Source organism: Micromonospora sp. NPDC018662 (assembly GCF_044391475.1).
Lineage (GTDB): Bacteria > Actinomycetota > Actinomycetes > Mycobacteriales > Micromonosporaceae > Micromonospora.
On the sequence record NZ_JBISAC010000003.1, the window covers coordinates 569,347 to 585,821 of the forward strand.

The 16,475-nt window shown below is 76.3% G+C and carries 14 protein-coding genes; 1 reads left to right on the forward strand and 13 read right to left on the reverse strand.

Annotated elements, in window-relative coordinates; genetic code table 11:
• Window positions 1-117 precede the first annotated feature (117 nt).
• The 13 genes from ACH495_RS12155 to ACH495_RS12215 all read right to left on the reverse strand — a co-directional run bounded on the left by ACH495_RS12155 (window position 118) and on the right by ACH495_RS12215 (window position 15,245).
• Window positions 118-1,947 carry a BTAD domain-containing putative transcriptional regulator gene (locus ACH495_RS12155; RefSeq protein WP_396857755.1) on the reverse strand — a complete coding sequence of 610 codons (1,830 nt, stop codon included), beginning with the start codon at window positions 1,945-1,947 and terminating at the stop codon, window positions 118-120.
• A gap of 100 nt (window positions 1,948-2,047) precedes the next feature.
• Window positions 2,048-3,004 (reverse strand): Gfo/Idh/MocA family protein, encoded by a 957-nt coding sequence (locus ACH495_RS12160; RefSeq protein ID WP_396857756.1) that lies wholly within the window; start codon window positions 3,002-3,004, stop codon window positions 2,048-2,050.
• Window positions 2,991-3,827: an inositol monophosphatase family protein gene (locus tag ACH495_RS12165; protein WP_396857757.1), complete on the reverse strand. Its 837-nt coding sequence runs from the start codon at window positions 3,825-3,827 to the stop codon at window positions 2,991-2,993. The genes ACH495_RS12160 and ACH495_RS12165 overlap by 14 nt, the downstream gene beginning before the upstream one ends.
• The gene (locus tag ACH495_RS12170) at window positions 3,824-4,357 is read right to left on the reverse strand and encodes a flavin reductase family protein (protein WP_396857758.1); all 534 of its coding nucleotides are present in this window, start codon (window positions 4,355-4,357) and stop codon (window positions 3,824-3,826) included. Before ACH495_RS12170 ends, ACH495_RS12165 begins: the two co-directional genes overlap by 4 nt.
• The gene (locus tag ACH495_RS12175; protein ID WP_396857759.1) at window positions 4,357-5,856 is read right to left on the reverse strand and encodes an amino acid adenylation domain-containing protein; all 1,500 of its coding nucleotides are present in this window, start codon (window positions 5,854-5,856) and stop codon (window positions 4,357-4,359) included. Before ACH495_RS12175 ends, ACH495_RS12170 begins: the two co-directional genes overlap by 1 nt.
• Window positions 5,857-5,906: 50 nt before the next feature.
• Window positions 5,907-7,115: an acyl-CoA dehydrogenase family protein gene (locus tag ACH495_RS12180; RefSeq protein WP_396857760.1), complete on the reverse strand. Its 1,209-nt coding sequence runs from the start codon at window positions 7,113-7,115 to the stop codon at window positions 5,907-5,909.
• Window positions 7,108-8,268 (reverse strand): acyl-CoA dehydrogenase family protein, encoded by a 1,161-nt coding sequence (locus ACH495_RS12185; RefSeq protein WP_396857761.1) that lies wholly within the window; start codon window positions 8,266-8,268, stop codon window positions 7,108-7,110. The genes ACH495_RS12180 and ACH495_RS12185 overlap by 8 nt, the downstream gene beginning before the upstream one ends.
• Window positions 8,265-8,519: a phosphopantetheine-binding protein gene (locus ACH495_RS12190; protein WP_396857762.1), complete on the reverse strand. Its 255-nt coding sequence runs from the start codon at window positions 8,517-8,519 to the stop codon at window positions 8,265-8,267. Before ACH495_RS12190 ends, ACH495_RS12185 begins: the two co-directional genes overlap by 4 nt.
• 4 nt (window positions 8,520-8,523) lie before the next feature.
• Window positions 8,524-9,759 (reverse strand): alanine racemase, encoded by a 1,236-nt coding sequence (locus ACH495_RS12195; protein WP_396857763.1) that lies wholly within the window; start codon window positions 9,757-9,759, stop codon window positions 8,524-8,526.
• A complete protein-coding gene (locus ACH495_RS12200) occupies window positions 9,752-11,248 on the reverse strand; it encodes a class I adenylate-forming enzyme family protein (RefSeq protein ID WP_396857764.1) in 1,497 nt (498 codons plus the stop codon). The genes ACH495_RS12195 and ACH495_RS12200 overlap by 8 nt, the downstream gene beginning before the upstream one ends.
• A complete protein-coding gene (locus tag ACH495_RS12205; RefSeq protein ID WP_396857765.1) occupies window positions 11,245-12,453 on the reverse strand; it encodes an acyl carrier protein in 1,209 nt (402 codons plus the stop codon). The genes ACH495_RS12200 and ACH495_RS12205 overlap by 4 nt, the downstream gene beginning before the upstream one ends.
• Window positions 12,454-12,714: 261 nt before the next feature.
• Window positions 12,715-13,929 (reverse strand): inositol-3-phosphate synthase, encoded by a 1,215-nt coding sequence (locus ACH495_RS12210; RefSeq protein WP_396857766.1) that lies wholly within the window; start codon window positions 13,927-13,929, stop codon window positions 12,715-12,717.
• Window positions 13,930-13,970: 41 nt separating this feature from the next.
• A complete protein-coding gene (locus tag ACH495_RS12215; protein ID WP_396857767.1) occupies window positions 13,971-15,245 on the reverse strand; it encodes a DegT/DnrJ/EryC1/StrS family aminotransferase in 1,275 nt (424 codons plus the stop codon).
• 105 nt (window positions 15,246-15,350) lie between these two features.
• Between ACH495_RS12215 and ACH495_RS12220 the strand changes: the two genes are divergently transcribed.
• The gene (locus ACH495_RS12220; RefSeq protein WP_396857768.1) at window positions 15,351-16,466 is read left to right on the forward strand and encodes a glycosyltransferase; all 1,116 of its coding nucleotides are present in this window, start codon (window positions 15,351-15,353) and stop codon (window positions 16,464-16,466) included.
• Window positions 16,467-16,475: the final 9 nt, after the last annotated feature.

Genomic DNA, 16,475 nt, shown 5'->3' on the forward strand with positions numbered 1-16,475 from the left:
GCGCGGCCGCCGCCGCGCCCGCGGCGGGGGGGGCGGGGGCCCCCCGTGCGGGGGTGGGGGGGGGGGGGGGGGGGGCGGCCCCCGCCGCGCCCCCCCCCCCGCGGCGCCCCCCTCGCCCTACACGCACTCGTTCGCGAAGATGCGCAGCAGTTCCGGCAGGTGGAAGCGTTGGCCGGGGCCGTCGAAGTCGACCGGCAGCAGCATGTTGTGCTGGACCAGGTGCTCGACCAGGCGGTTCGCCTGCGACCGGGGCAGGCGCAGGATCTCCACCGCGCTCGACGCGGTGATCTGCGCGTCGGCGGCGGCCAGCGCCCGCAGCGCGTGCCGGGCGTCGACGTCCAGCCCCCGGTAACTGACCGAGATGGTGTCCCGCACCGAGATGTCGCCGACGATCATCTCCGCCAGCCGGTTCTCCTCGTTCTCCAGGTGCGTCGCGAAGCCGGGCAGCGCCGTGTCCGGCTGGGTGACCAGCCGGCTGCCGACGATCCGCAGCGCCAGTGGCAACCGGTCGCAGGCGGCGGCGATCCGGCCGAACACCTCGGGCTGGTCGCGGACCCGGCGCTCACCCGCGAGCGACGCCAGCAGCTCCACCGCCTCGTCCCGGCCCAGCGCGCCGAGCGTCAGCCGCCAGCCGACGTCCAGGTCCAGCAGGCGCTGCCGGCTGTTGACCAGCACCAGGCTGCGGCCCGCGCCCGGCAGCAGCGGGCGTACCTGCTGCGCGCAGTCCACGTCGTCGATGACGAGCAGCAGCCGCCGGCCGGCGAGCGCGCAGCGCAGCAACGCGGCGCGCTCCCGGATGTCCTCGGACACGTCGCCCAGCGGCACGCCCAGCTCGACCAGCAGTTCCCGGATCAGCTCCCCGCTGCCCCGGGGTGGGGCGTCCCCGCCGTCGAAGCTGACGAAGAGCTGCCCGTCGGGGAAGAGGTCGGCCAGGTCGTAGCCGCTGGACACGGAGAAGGACGACTTGCCGACGCCGGGCGCGCCGGAGACCAGCACGACCGCGGCGTGGCCGTCGGCGCCGGCCGAGTCGGCGATCCCCTCGGCGATCGCGCGGAGCTGGCTGGCCGTGGTGTCCCGACCGACCAGGGACGGTGGTTTCATCGGCAGCGCCTGCCGGCCGGCCGGCGGGGTGGGCGGCGGCGTCGCCGGGCCGGCGCCGGCCACCACGGACGGCCAGCCGACCGAGGGGCGGGCCTCGGCCGAGTCCGCGTCGAGCGCGTGCTGGAGCGCGTTCTGCAGGGTCGGCCCCGGGTCGACGCCCAGCTCGTCGACGATGCCGCGCCGGGCCTGCTGGTACGCGGCCAGCGCCTCGGCGACGCGCCCCTCCATGGTCAGCGCCGTCACCAGTTGCGCCTGCCGGCGTTCGTCGAGCGGCTCCTCGGCCACCATCGCGCGCAGCGAGGGGATGACCCGGGCCGGCTGGCCCAGCCGCAGGCGCAGATCGGTCAGTTCGGTGGTCATCTCCCGGTGCTGCTCCCGCAGCGCGGTGACGGTCGGGCCCAGCTCGGTGCCGAGGTCCGGCAGGTCCTCCAGCGGCCGCCCCCGCCACAGCGCGACCGCCCGTTCGAACAGGTCGGCGGCGGCGTCCGGCCGGTCCTCCCGGGCGGCGCGACGCGCGTCGTCGATGTGGCGCCGGAACCGCAGCAGGTCCAGCTCCTGCTCGTCGACCCGCAGGTGGTAGCCGGTGCCGTCGTGGACCAGTCGGTCGGCCGAGTCGCCGCCGCGGTCCAGCACCTGCCGCAGCCGGTGCACGTAGGTGCGCAGGTTGCGCACCGCCGACACGGGTGGCGCGTCCGGCCAGAGGCCGTCGACCAGCCGGGAGGTGGAGACGGTGCGCCCCGCGCTCAGCAGCAGCACGGCGAGCAGGAGGCGCGGCTTGGTGCCGGTCAGCGCGACCGCCCGGTCGTCCGCGGACACCGTCAGCGGACCGAGAACACTGAACTGCATGGATGTAGTCCCTCGCTCCGCAGGGCCGTCCACAATGTCGTGACGGCGGAATTTCCCACCTCCGGCTAGGAAATAACGCGCCCCCAGATGGTGAAAAGACTCACCGATTGGCGTGTCCGTCATGACCCAGGGTGAGCTGGGCCGTCGCCTGCCGCGCCGCGTCGAGCACGGCGACCGCGTCCGCCACCCCGGCGCCGGCGGACCGACCGGTGCGGACCAGCGCGGCGAAGTCCTCCGCCTGGCGGGCCAGCGCCGCGTGCATGGTGGCGTCGCCGTCCGCCGGGTCGAGGACCGTCAGCCGTTCGTGGCCCCGGGTGCCGAACACCTCCACCACCGCCATGTCGCCGCCGGGGAAGTGCCGGCCGAGTGAGACGAGCGCGGTGCCGCCGCCGGAGAGGCCGAGCAACGCCTGCGCGCTGTCCACGTCGACGCCGCGTACCGCCGGGTCGGTGACCGGACCGGCCGGCCGGGCGTCGACCCGGACCACGTCCTGCCCGGTCAACCACCGGATCTGGTCGAACTCGTGCACGCCCATGTCGACGAAGATCCCGCCGCTGCCGGTGCGGAACGCCGCCGCCGGCGGCTCGCCGTCCCACTGGTACGCGGCCACGAACAGGACCTCGCCCAGCTCGCCGCCGGCGATCCGCGCGCGCAGCCGGCACAGCTCCGGCACGTACCGCCGCCAGTAGGCGACCTGGAAGCCGATGCCGGCGGTCGCGGCCACCCGCCCCGCCTCGGCGGCCTCGGCCGCGTCCAGGCCGGCCGGCTTCTCGCACAGCACCGGCAGTCCCGCCTTCGCGGCGTCGGCGACCAGCGCGCCGTGCCGGCCGGTGGGCGCGGTCACCAGCAGACCGTCCGGCACGGCGTCCGCGAGCAGGTCCGCCACGCTCGGGTACGCGGGCAGCCCGGTGGCGACGACCGCCGCGCGTGCCGCCGTCACCGGGTCGACCACCCCGGTGATCCGGACCGTCGGGTGGCCGGCCAGCGCCCGCATGTGGTGCCGGCCCATCCGCCCCGCGCCCACCAGCGCCAGCCGGAACTCGTCATTCCTGGTCATCCTCTGTTCCTTCCTCGTCGGTGCCCTCCGGGCCCAGCCAGTCGGCGAGCGCCGCCACCACGGCCGGCGCCCCGGTGGCGAACACGGTCTGCCCGCCCCGGCGCCACCGTCGGCTCACCCCGCCGCCGGCCTCGACCAGCGCGGTGCCGGCCGCCACGTCCCACGGCGCCGGGTCGAAGCTGACGAACGCGTCCAGCTCCCCGGTGGCCACCGCGGCGAGGTCGCAGACGGTGGAACCGGAGTTGCGCAGGTCGGCGACGCGCGGCGCGAGGCCGACCAGTTCCTGGTACGCCTGCCGCCGGGCAGCGGGCGTGTTGGGCACCGCGAACGCCACCAACGCGTGCCCCGGCACCGCGTCCCGGTCGACCGCGACCCGGGTGTCGCCGTCGTGCGCGCCGTCGCCGTCGAGCACCAGGCAGGCGCCGGTGGCCGGTTGCAGGATGGTGGCCGCGACCACCCGGCCGTCGCCGTCGCCCGCGTCGCAGTCCGCCGCGACGGCGATGCTGACCGCGTAGCGGCTGGCCCCGTGGCTGAAGTTCAACGTGCCGTCGAGCGGGTCGACGATCCAGCGCAGGCCGGAGCAGCCGGCGCTCAGCCCGGACTCCTCGGCCAGCACGGCGTCCTGCGGCCGGTCGCGGGCGAGCAGGTCGAGGATCGCCCGTTCGCTGGCGTGGTCGGCGGTGGTCACCGGGTCCTGGGCCGCGCCGCCCTTGTGGACGGTGCGGAAGCCCTGGCTGCGTGCCACGCGGATCGCGTCGGCCCCGGCCCGCGCCGCGCGCAGGCTCAGGTGGCGCAGGTCGCCGGGAGCGGCGCCGACGCTCATCGCGCCACCTCCGCTTCCCGCCGCGCGGCGACCCGCGCGTAGTGGCCGTCCAGGAACAGCAGCGGCGGCGTCGACCGGAGCAGGCCGGCGGCGCGGACGGTCCCCATCAGCACGGCGTGGTCGCCGGCCGGCTCGGCCGACACCGCCTCGCACCCGAAGTACGCCACCCCGTCGGTCAGCCGCGGGCAGCCGGTCTCCCGTTCCGCGTCGTACGAGACGCCCGCGAAACCCTCGGCGCCGGCCGGCCGGCCCCGGCTGGCGAACCAGGCCGCGTCCTCCCGCTGGTCTTCGGCGAGCACGGTGACCGCGAACCGGCCGGTGCGCCGCACCGCGCCGAGCAGCCGGCAGTCCCGCTTCAGGCAGACCAGCAGCATCCGGGGGGACAGCGACACCGTGGTGAACGAGTTCACCGTCATGCCGAGTGGTCCGTCCGGTCCGACCGCGGTCGCCACCGCCACCCCGGTCGCGAAGCGCCCGGCCACCGAGCGGAAGGCTCGTTCCTGCTCGTCCGCGTTGCCGATCCCGGTCATCACCGTTCTCCTCTCGTCCCGCCGGTCGCGTCGCCGACCAGGGCGGCGGTCCGGCGTCGGTCGGTCTTGCCGTTGCCGTTGGTGGGCAGCGCGGCCACGTGGTGGATCCGGGCCGGCGCCATGTAGCCGGGCAGCCGGTCCGCGCAGCGGCGGGCCAGCTCGGCGGCGATCCCCGCTGCGCCGGTGTAGACCGCCTGCAACGTCACGTCGTCGCCCGCGCCGAGCGCCAGCACCACCGCGTCCCGCACGTCGGGATGGCCGCGCAGCACCATCTCGATCTCGCCCAGCTCGATCCGGTAGCCGCGCAGCTTCACCTGGTCGTCGAGGCGGCCGTGGTGCACGAGCGTGCCGTGCTCGCGGCGGACCCGGTCACCGGTGCGGTAGTAGCGCCGCCCGTCATGGGTGACGAACCGGCCCTCGTCGTCGGCCGGGTCGAGGTAGCCGGCGAAGCGCTGCGGTCCCCGGACGCACAGCTCACCGTCGTCGCCGCCGGTGGTGCCGTCCTCGTCGCGCAGGATCGCGTCCAGGTCGGGGTGCACGTCGCCGATCGGCACGGTGCCGTTCGAGGTGGCCGGCCAGTCCGCCGGCTCGGCCGGCAGCCGGTGGACGGTGCAGGTGACGGTCAGCTCGGTGGGGCCGTAGAGGTTCTCCACCACACTGCCCGGCGCCGCCGCCGCCCAGGCGCGCGCCGCCTCCAGGGTGAACTGCTCGCCGGCGAAGAGGCTGTGCCGCAGGCCCGGCATGGCGCCGGGGGAGAGCATCCGCATCCGGCGGGCCAGCGAGACCACCGACGGCACCGAGAACCAGTGGGTGATCCGCCGCTCGTTGACGAACCGCACCGGCGTGAGCACCTCGTCCGGCTGCGGCACCACGAGCGTGGCGCCGCCGCCCCAGGCGACGAACATGTCGAACACCGACGGGTCGAACGTCAGGTCGAACGTCTGCGACAGCCGGTCACCCGGCCCGACCGGCCAGCGGTCGAGGCAGTGCGCGAGATAGGCGTCCACGTTGCGGTGCCGGATCGGCACGCCCTTCGGCCGCCCGGTGGACCCGGACGTGAACAGCAGGTACGCCACGTCGTCCGGGCCGACCGCCGGCTCCGGCGGCGGCCCGGCCGGCGTGCCGTCGAGCCGTACCGTGGCGGCGTCGCCCGCGACGTCGGCCGCGACCGCCGCGCCGGCGGCGTCGACCACCAGGGCGTCCACCCCGGCGTCGCGGCACAGCCGGGTGTTGCGGGCGGTCGGGAACGCCGGGTTGAGCGGCACCACCACCGCGCCGGCCCGCAGCGCGGCCAGATAACCGGCGTACGCGGGCAGGCTGCGGGCGGCCAGCAGGCCGACCGCCCGGGGGCGCCCGCCCACCTCGGCGTGGATGCGTCCGGCGAGGCCGCCGGCGAGGTCGTGCAGCTGGCGGTACGTCACCGACTCCCCGTCGACCTCCAACGCGACCGTGTCGGGCACACGCTCCACACTCCGCTGGAACCACTGGTAGAGACTCACGGCGTTGCTCCCTTCCCTGTGCTGTCGGTGCTGTCGTCGACCGGCGCCGGTCAGGTCCCGGCGCCGACCAGGTCGTCGGCGTGGTCGGCGATGCCGGCGAGCATCGCGCCGGTGGCGCCACCGGCGATGCCGAACATGGCCGCCTCGGTCCGGAGCTGGGCCTCGCCGCCGTCGCGGAACGCGTCCGCGCCGCGCAGGCGTACCGCCTCGGCGGCGACCCGGTCGACCGTCTCGGCGGCGGTGACCTTGAGCAGCATGCCGTCCACCGGGGACGGGACGGCGTCCGTCGCGGCCAGCAGCGGCGCGCACATCGCGTCGAGCTGGCGCACCGCCACCAGGCAGCGGGCGTACCGCTCGCGGACCGCCGGGCGGTCCCAGAGCGTGCCCTCGGCGGCCGGCCGGCGGCGCAGCCAGTCGCGCAGGCCGGCCAGCAGCCGGTGGCACATCGCCCGTGCCCACAGCGCCCCGGCCAGCCGTTCCACGCCGGCCTGCCGGGCGAAGCCGGCCAGCGCCCGGCCGGGCCGGCCGACCACGGCGTCCGGGTCGAGCGCGACGCCGGCGAAGCGCAGGTGTCCCACGCCGGAGCCGGCGAACGCGCGGCCGGCCGAGGAGACCGTCACGCCCGGCGCGGCGGCCGGCGCGAGCACCCAGCAGAAGCTGGTGAAGTGCCGCGCCTCGCGGTGCCGGGCCAGCACCAGCGCCGCGTCGCAGGTCGTCGCGTTGGTGATCCAGTCCTTCCCGCCGTCCAGGGTGGCGGCGCCGTCGCCCCGCTTCACCCGGGTGGTGGCGTCGAGCAGGTCCGAGCCGGACCCGGCGGCGTCGGTGACGGCCAGCGCCACCACGCGCTCGCCGCGCAGCATGGCGTGCCGCGTCCGCTCCGCCGGCCCGCCCGCGCCGGCCAGCAGCGGCAGCACGGTGGCCACCTGCACGCAGACCGACAGCGTCACGCCGAGCGGGCAGCGGGTGTCCAGCTCGGTGAGCAGCGCCGACAGCCGGCCCGGGTCGGGCTGGTCGCCGTCCGGGTAGAGGGCCGCGGTGACGCCGCCGGCACCCAACGCCCGCCACACCGCGCGCGCGTCGGTGGGGTCCACGCCGGCCAGCGCCGCGCGCACCCCGGCGGCCGGCTCCCCGGCGGCGCGGTCCGCGGCCGGCGCGGCGTGGTCGTCCGCCGGTGCGGCGTGGTCGTCGGCCGGTGCGGTGCGGTGGCCGGCCGGCGCGGCGCGGTCGCCGGCCGGTGCGGTGGGCGTCGGCTCAGGCAAGACGCACCCCCGGGTCGCGCAGCGACAGCGCCCCGTTCGCCAGTCGCAGCCGGTCGTTGGCGTAGTTCAGCGACGCCGACCGCAGGTCCCGGAACGTCCGCTCCAGCGTCAGCGGCGAGTCGGTCAGGTAGCCGTGCCGCAGCCCGGCCAGCTCGACCAGCTCGTCCGCGGCGGCGAACGACTCCTCGGCCGCGCGGATCTTCAGCGTGTTGAGCAGCAGCTGCACCGGTGTGGCGGACATGTCCGGCGCATCGGCGACCACCGAGACGGTGTGCCGCAGCAGCGCGTGCGTCGCGTCCAGCCGGGTCCGGATCCCGGCCAGCCGCAGCAGCACCAGCTCCGAGGAGGGGGCGAACTGTCGCCGTCCCGCCTCGCTGCGCGCGTGCCGCAGCACCCGCGCGTACGCTCCGGCCGCCGCGCCCAGCCAGGCGGCGGCCCAGCCGACGTGCGCCAGCGGCGCGAAGACGGTGGTGGCGATCTCCCGGAACCCGCCGTGCTCGCCGACCACCTGCCACTGCGGCACCGCGCCGCGCAGCCGCATCGGCACGCTGTGCGTGGCCCGCATGCCCAGCGGACGCCACCCGCCGGTCACCTCGATCTCGAGCTGGTCCCGGGCGGCGTAGACCAGGTCCACCCGCGCCGCCGAACCGGCGTCCGGGGCGCGGGTGGTGATGAGGAACGCGTCCGCGTACGGGCCGCCGGTCACGATCGGCGCGGCCCGGTCGATGCCGAGCATCTCGCCGTCGTGCGTCAGCGCCGACTCGGCGGTCAGCAGGTGGCCGCCCTTGCCGGCCTCGGTGGTGACCGAGCCGAGATAGCACTCGCCCCGGGCCACCGCCGGCAGCACCTCGGCCCGCAGCTTCTCCCCGCCGTAGGCGGTGACGGCGGCGACCTGCTGGCAGTGCATGGCGAAGACCATCGCCACCGACATGTCCACCCGGCCCAGCGCCAGCGTGACGTCGACCAGGTCGGTCAGCGTGCCGCCGGCGCCGCCCTCGGCGGTCGGGACGAGCAGCCCCAGCAGCCCGGTACGCCGCATCGCGGCCAGCGCCTCGGTGGGGAACGCGGCGGTCTCGTCGGCGGTCGCGGCGTGCGCCGCCGCCACCTCGGCCACGCTCTCCACGGCCGGGGCGTACCCGGCGGCGGCGGTCATCGGGAACCACCGCCCACCGGCGTCCGCAGTTCGTCGATCACGCCCCACAGCCCACCGGCGGTGGCGAACGTGGAGTCGACCAGCTTGTCGTCCGGCACGGCCACCCCGAACGTGTCCTCGATGGCGAACAACAGCTCGATCTCGCGCATCGAGTCCAGGCCGAGGTCGCGCAGGCGGGACTCCTCGGTGATCTCGTCCGGGCCGGCGAACTTGAGGAACGGCCGGAGCAGCTCGGTGAATTCGGTGTTCATGACGTCACCCTTCTTCTCGTGTGTGCGGATGGTCGGCGGGCAGCCGGGTCAGCGTCAGCCGGGACGTCTCGACGACCCGGTCGCCGTCGCAGACCACCTCGACCGGGGCCGGGTGGCCGAGGAAGGCCAGCAGGCTGGCGGAGAGTCCGTACGCCCCGACGTTCGGCACGGCGAGCACGTCGCCCGGCCGCACGTCCGGCAGGTTCGCGGCGCGCGCCCAGGTGTCCAGCGGCGTGCACAGCGGCCCGGCCACGATCGCGGCGCGCAACGGCTCGCCGTCGCGGTCGTCCGCGGCGTGCAGGGCGGGCACCAGCGGCGGCAGCCGGCGCAGGCCGGACATCCCGCCCAGGTGGTTGATGCCGGACTCCAGCACCACCACCGGCGTGCCCTGCGACCGCTTCACGTCCAGCACCCGGGTCAGCAGCGTGCCGGCGGTGGCGGTGAGGAACCGCCCCGACTCGAACGCCACGGTCGGCGTGCCGTCGCGCCAGGTCGGGAACAGCCCGTCCAGCGCCGCGCCGACGGAGTCGGCGAGCCCGGACAGGTCGGCGTTGCGGCCGGGCCGGGCGAACGGCGCGCCGAACCCGCCGCCCAGGTCGAGCACGGTCAGCTCGATGCCGAGCCGGTCGCGCAGCCGACGGGCGGTGGTCGCGGCGGCGGTGAACTGCGCGACCAGCGCGTCCACCGAGTCGACGTTGCTGCCGGTGTAGAGGTGGAACCCGCGTACCGGGGCGGACGGGCGGGAGCGGAACCGCTCCGGTTCGGCCTCGATCCAGTCGACGTCGGCGCCGAACTGCGACGCGACGCCGGTCATGGTCAGCCCCTGGCCGGGGTTCGGCATCCGGTCGTTGACCCGCAGCAGGCAGCGCGCCTCGACGCCGTGGGCGGCGGCGACCCGGTCGACCTGGTCCAGGCCGACCGGCGAGTCGACGGAGAACCAGCGGACGCCGGCGCGGACCGCGTCGGCCACCTCGGCGTCGCGCTTGCCGGGCCCGGTGTAGAGCATCCGGTCACCGGGCACCCCGGCCCGCAGCGCGGCGGCCAGCTCGCCGGCCGAGCAGATCTCGGCGTCGCAGCCGGCGCGATGCAGCGCCGCCACCACCGCCGGGTGCGGGTTGGCCTTGAGCGAGTAGTAGAGCCGGCTCGGCGCGGGCAGCGCGGCGCGCAGCGTGGCGTGGTTGGCGCGTACCTCGGCCAGGTCGTAGCGGTAGGCCGGGGTGTCGAAGGGCAGGTCAGCCACGGCGCTCACCCGCCAGCCGGGCCAGCGCCCGCCGGTCGACCTTGCCGTTGCCGGTCAGCGGCAGGTCGGGCAGCACGACGCACCGCGCCGGCACCTTCATCTCCTCCAGTTGGCCGCGCAGCCGGCGCAGCACGTCGCCGGGCGTCAGCGCGGCCACCACGAACAGCGTCGCGCCGTCGCGGCCGTCGGCCGGTGGCAGCACACCGGCGGCGTCCACGCCGTCCACCCGGTACGCGGCGGCCTCCACCTCGGTGGCGCTGACCCGGGTGCCCTTCTCCTTGTAGACGTCGTCGCGCCGGCCGGCGAAGTGGACGTACCCGTCGGCGTCCAGGTGGCCGTGGTCGCCGGTGTGCAGTTGCGGGAAGAGCCCGTCCACGCGCCGGAACCGCTGCGCGGTCAGCTCGGGACGCCGCCAGTAGCCGGCCATCACGTGCGGCCCACGGACCACCAGCTCGCCGGTGACCCCGGCCGGCTGGCGCCGGCCGTCCGCGTCGACGGTGAAGATCTCGGTGCCGGGCAGCGCCCGGCCGCAGGCGCCCGGCCGGCGCAGGTCCTCGTCCGGCGGCATGATCGCCGCGCGTTTGCACTCGGTGAGGCCGAACATGAGCTGCACGGTCAGGTCGGGCAGCAGCCGGCGCAGGCCGGCCAGCACCTCCGGAGGCATGGCCGCGCCGGTGTTGGTGACCAGGCGCAGCGGCGGGCGCGGCGCGCCGGGCCGGCCGAGCAGCCGCAGCAGGTTGATGGCCAGCGACGGCACGCAGGGCAGCACTGTCGCGCCGGACTCGACCAGGCTGACCAGCAGCCGGCCGCCCGTCGCGGCGGGGTCGCCCAGGTGCAGCCGCGCGCCGGCCATGGTGCTGAGGAAGACCTGGTAGAGGCCGTAGTCGAACGCGCTGGGCAGCACGTCGTGCACCACGTCGTCGGGCCGGTAGCGCAGCTCCGACTGGATGGCCCGGACCGCGAACGTCACCTGGGCGTGCGTGGAGACCACCGCCTTCGGCATGCCGGTGCTGCCGGAGGTGTAGATCAGGCAGACCGGGTCGACCGCGAGCGGTACCGGGCCGGCCGGCGCGTCGTCGTCGCCGGTCACCGCCGCGCGGGCCAGCTCGGCGGCGCCGCGCACCGGCACGCGCCGGGCCCGGGACAGGTCGCCGAGGACGCCGTCGTCGGTGAGGACCAGCGCCGGTTCCGCGTCGTCCAACACGTGCGCCAGGGCGACCTCGGGGGCCGGCGTCCGGACCACGACGAACGCCGCGCCGGTGCGGGCGACCGCGTACAGCAGCGCCGGCAGGCCGGCGTCGGTGGGGAGCGCGACCAGCACCCGGTCGCCGCGCCGCACACCGGTGGCGCGCAGCCAGCCGGCCAGTCGCAGGCTGGCGGTCCGGACCGCCCGGTACGTGTGGCAGGCGGTGCCGTCGTCGACGGCGGGCGCGTCGGGGCGCGCGGCGGCGGTGCGGTCCAGCAGGTCGGACAGCAGTTCGCCGGTCATCGGGCACCTCCGGCGGCGGCGCCGAACATGGCGCACAGCGAGCCGACGTCGCGCAGGTCGGCGGCGGAGAGCGCGGTCGCCGGCACCTCGACGCCGAGCCGTCGCTCGACCCGGTCGATGACGTCGACCAGCCGGAACGAGTCGAAGCCGGGCAGTTCCCGCAGCACGTCGGTGGCGCGCAGCTCGGAGCCGTCCAGGTGCAGGGTGTCGCCGAGCGCGCCGAGCACCGCGGCGCGTACCCCGTCGCCGCCGGCCGGGGTGGCCGGACCGGCGATCGACTCCAGCGCGGCGAGGTGGTCGGCGATCAGCGCGCCGAGCGCGTCCGCCAGCTCCGGCGCGGCGGGCCGTCCCGCCTGCGCGCGTCGCAGCGCGACGTAGCTACGGGTGGCGAGCTGCTGCCAGCGCGGGCCCTGGTCGGCCAGCGCGGCGGCGGCGTCCGGCGCGACCGTGGCGAGCCACTGTTCGTGCAGGTCGCGGGCGCGGGCCAGCAGCCAGACGTCGAGCACGAGGCGGTGCAGGCCGGCCACCGTGTCCAGCGTGGCGCCCATCCGGGCCAGGTAGCCGGCGATCTCCGGGCGGGCCCGGCGGGCCCGGTCGGCGTTCCCGGCGAGCATGGCCGGCACGTCGATCGCCGGCGCCGGGTGGGCGGCCACCGCCAGCGTGTGCGCGCCGCCGGCCAGCGCCGCGTCGAACCGGGCGGTGGGCAGCCGCCACACGCCCGGCCGGGCCGCGCCCCAGGCGGTGTCGTTGTGGTACGCGTCGACCACTGTCACCTCGCCGGCGTCGGCGGACGCCACCAGGAAGCTGTGCCGCATGCGCTCGTGCCCGTGGTACGGGCACCACGGCAGGTCGTACGCGTCCGCGGTGACGTAGAGCGGCTGGCCCGGGCCGCACAACCGGCGCACCTGCCGGCCGTCGAGCTGCACCCACCGGCCCTCGACCCGCAGGCCCAGCAGGTCGACCGCCTCGGCGGCCCGGTCGTCCGAGGTGGCCTCGACGGTGACCAGGCCGTCCCGTTCCCGGGTGTAGAACCCGTAGCGGGCGCCGAGAGCGAGGTGGCTGCCGGCTCCGTTCGCGTGGTCGGCCAGCAGCGCGAAGCTCGTCTGGAGGCAGTCCAGCGCGGTCGCGCGCAGGTCGGTCAGGATCGGTGTCCACACCGGATCCGTGGTCGGCGGGTCGGGCGCGTTCCGGACGTGTGGGGACATGGGGGGCTCCTCGAAGCGGATACAGGGGGTGGGGGCCGCCGGCGGGGGGGGGGGGCGCCCGCGCCCCGGGGGGGGGGGGGGGGCCGGGCGCCCCCCCCCCCCCCGCGGGCCCGCGCGGGGGGGCCGCGCCCCCCCCCGCGCGGGGGGGGCGGGGGGCGGGCCGCGCGGGGGGGGGGGGCCCCGGGCGCCCCCCCCCCCCCGGGGCGGGGGGGGCGGGCGCGGGCGGGCGGGCCGCCCCCCCCCCCCCGCCCGGGGGAGAGGTCAGCTGCCGGAACGGCCGTCCAGCCCGTTGGCCCAGGCGGAGAGCGCCTGCGCCTGCTCGGCGAGGGCGTGCTCGTCGCTGCCGATCGGGTCCTTGAAGAAGAACCCCAGCTCCTCGATCGGTCCCACGTGGCCGGCCCGGTGCGCCGCGGCGGTCAGCCGGGCCAGGTCGAGCACGAGCGGGGCGGCCAGCGTGGAGTCGACGCCGCTCCAGGTGAGCTGCATGGACATCCGGACGCCCAGGAAGCCCTCGAACGAGACGTGGTCCCAGGCGGTCTTGTGGTCGCCGAGGTCCGGCACGTTGTCGATGTGCAGCGGCGCGGTGACGTGCTCACCGAGCAGCGCCGGCAGCACGCCCGACTTGGAGCTCAACTTGCTCCGGGCGTTGCGCGGGTCCTCCAGCGTGGCGCCGTCGCCGCCGCCGAGCAGGTTGACCCCGGCCCAGGAGAGCACGTGCAGCGCGCGGCAGGTGAACATCGGCGCCAGCGCGGTCCGCAGCAGCGTCTCCCCGGTCTTGCCGTCGGAGCCGGCGAACGGCACCCGCTCGCGCTGCGCCATCATCTCCAGGGCGGGCAGCCGGGCCCCGGTCGACGGCGTGAAGTCGACGAAGCCGCACCCGGCGCGGAACGCCGCGTACGCGACCACCGAGCTGGCCGGCAGCACCCGGTCCGCCGGGTCGGCCAGGCTGCGGGTCAGCGCGTCCAGGTCGTCGTGCTCGGGCCGGTGGTCGACGGGCGGCTCGGTCGACGACACGTTGATGACGACGACGTGCGACAGGCCGTGGCGGGTGCGGAACTCCTCGATGTCGCCGGCCAGCCGGTCGATCACGTCGGCCAGCGGTCCGGTCTCGGTGCGCGCGTCGTACCCGGTGCGCAGGTCGTTCTCGACCTGCGGCAGGCTGCCCCGCACGGCGGCGAGCACCGCCGCCGGGATGACCCCGGAGTCGACGAGCGACTCGGCCTTCTTCTCCAACGGCGTGTCGACGATGTCGTGCCCGCCGACGACCAGATCGGTCCAGTCCGCCAGCGGCGCGTCGCGCAGCATGCCGGTGTCGGTGACGCAGCCGGTCGAGGCGGTCATGCCGGCGCGCAGCGCCAGCAGACCGGTGATCGCGGTGGTGGCGACCGAGCCGCGGGCGCCGTTGAGCCACACGCCGACAGGTCCGTCGGCGTCGGGGGTCGGATTGTGCGAGGTCTCACGCTGGGTGACGGTCACGGGAAGGTCCCTTCTGGTGGGTGCGCCGACGGTGGCGCCGATCAGCGGGCCAGCACCTTGGCGATGGCGGCGGCCACGTCGTGCATGTCCTGCTCGCTGCCGAGGAAGGTGCTGTGGTGGGTCTGGACGGTGTGCGCGGCGAGCCATTCGGTGTTCGGGTACGCGCGGTCGGCGTGGATCGCGGCGAAGCGCTCGGCCAGCGGCGCGAGCAGCGGCTTGGTCCACGGCTGGAGCAGCCGGCTGCGGTGCAGCGGCTCGTCCGTGCAGTAGAACCGCTTGCCCAGCTCGGCGGTGAGCGCCGCGGCCACGTCGGCGTTGTCCATGCCGGTGGGCAGCTCGTCGAGGACGATCGTGCCCTCGTAGATGGAGATGCGGGTCTGCGCCGCCGCCGGTTGCAGCAGCCGGACGCCGTCGACGTCGGCCAGCAGGTCGGCGAGCAGCCGGTAGTTGTGGTTGCGCACGGTGTGCTGCACGTCCAGGGTGGCCAGTTGGGCGCAGGCCACCGCGGCGGAGAACTCGCCCAGGCAGAAGTTGGCGCCCTGCACCCCGGCGCTCTCCTCCAGGTCCAGCTCGCCCGGGGGCGTCCGGTCACCGCGGTAGCGGCGCGAGTCGGCCCGTAGCTCCTCCAGCACCGGCGCGAGCGAGTCGTCGTCGGTGACCACGGCCCCGCCCTCACCACAGGTGAGGACCTTGCCGTGCTGGAAGCTGAAGCAGCCGAGCCGGCCGAACGAGCCGGCCTGGCGGCCCTGCCAGGTGGCGCCGTGCGCCTGCGCGCAGTCCTCCACCACCGAGATGCCGCGCGGCCGGGTGACCGCGTCGAGCGCCGGCATGTCGGCCATGTTCGAGGCCCAGTGCACGGCCACCACGGCCCGTGGGTCCACCGACAGGTCCAGGTCGTCCGGCCCGACGCAGCCGGTGTCGCGGTCGACGTCGACCAGCACCGGCACCAGGCCGGCGCGCAGCGCGGCGGTGGCGGACGCGGTCCAGGTCAGCGCCGGCACGAGCACGGTCTCGCCGTAGCCGAGGCCGAGCGATTCGAGCGCCACCACCAGCGCGCTGGACCCGTGGTCGACCGGTACGCAGTGGCGGGTGCCGACGTAGCGGGCGAAGTCGGCGGCGAAGCGGCGTTCGAACAGCATGCCGTCGCCGACGGCGGGACTGCTGATCGCCCACCGCCCGCCGTGCAGCACGGCGGAGAGGTTGCGGGCGGCGTCGGGTGCGGGCATCGGCCAGCGTGGCCACGGCCGGTCCGGCGGGCGGACCGGCCGGCCGCCGTCGACGGCGAGCCGCCGGTCGAGGGGGATGGAGGTCGTCATGCCAACGACCTTGATGCTCGTCGATACATCGGCGGTACACGGCGGGTACCCGCGCCGCCCGCCGCCGTGTATCGGCGTTGTATCACGGTGGCCGACGCTCGGGGCATGAGCCGATCCGTATCGCCCGTGGGCGAACCGACCGAACCCCGTGCCGTCACGCGCGGCGTCTCCGTCGTCATCCCGGTCAAGGACCGGGTGCCGGAGATGCGCCGCCAACTGCGCAGCCTGCGCGACGCCGCCCCGAACTGCCCGGAGCCGGTGGAGGTGGTGGTGGTCGACGACTCGGCCCCCGCCGCGGCCGCCGCGCACCGCGCCGCCTGCGCCGAGTACGGCGCCCGCTACGTGCGCGGGCCCCGCCACGTCGGCGCCAAGCGGAACCTCGGCGTCCGGCACGCCCGGTACGACCTGCTGCTCTTCACCGACTCCGACTGCCGGGTGCCGGCCGACCTGATCACCCGGTACGCGGCCCGGCTGCGGGCCAGCGGCGAGGAGGTCGCCGGCGTCACCGGCCCGGTGCTGGTGGAACCCGGCGACTCCGCCTTCTTCCGCGTGATGCGCCGCTCCTACCTGCTGCTCGGCGACCTGACCCGGCCGCTGCACCACGAGCGGGTCTCCTGGGGCGCCAGTGCGAACCTGGCGCTGACGCGCGCCGCGTTCGACGCGGTCGGCGGGTTCCCGGAGGACTCCCCGATGCCGCTGGGCGGCGAGGACCTGCACCTCGGGCTGCTGCTGACCGACGCCGGGTACGTGCTGCTCGCCGACCCGGACGGCGTGGTCACCCACGACACCGGCGTCGCCGACACGTTCCGCGCGGTGGCCTACCGGTTCACCACGTACGGGCGCTCCGAGCAGTGGCTCTGCCTGGCCCACCCGCACCGACGCCGGTTCGTGCTCAACACCGCCAGCACGCTCGCCGTGACCGCGCTGGCCGGGTTGCTGACCGCCCGGCGCAGCGGCGGACGCAGCCTGCTCGCGGTGCCGGCCGTCGCGGCCGCCGTGATCGCCGCGAAGACGCCCGGCCGCCTCGGCGGTGACCGTGGCCCGCGGGCGGTGGCCGAGTCGGTGGCCTGCGCGGCGATCGAGACGCTCTTCGACGGTGCCGCGTTCGTCACCGCGCTCCGGCTGGGCCGGCCCGACCTGCTCTTCACCGGCTTCCGCGCGCCGGACGAGGCCGACTACCAACCTGTCGACCCGGCGCCGGCGCAGCCGGTGGCGGCCTGAGGAGGCGAC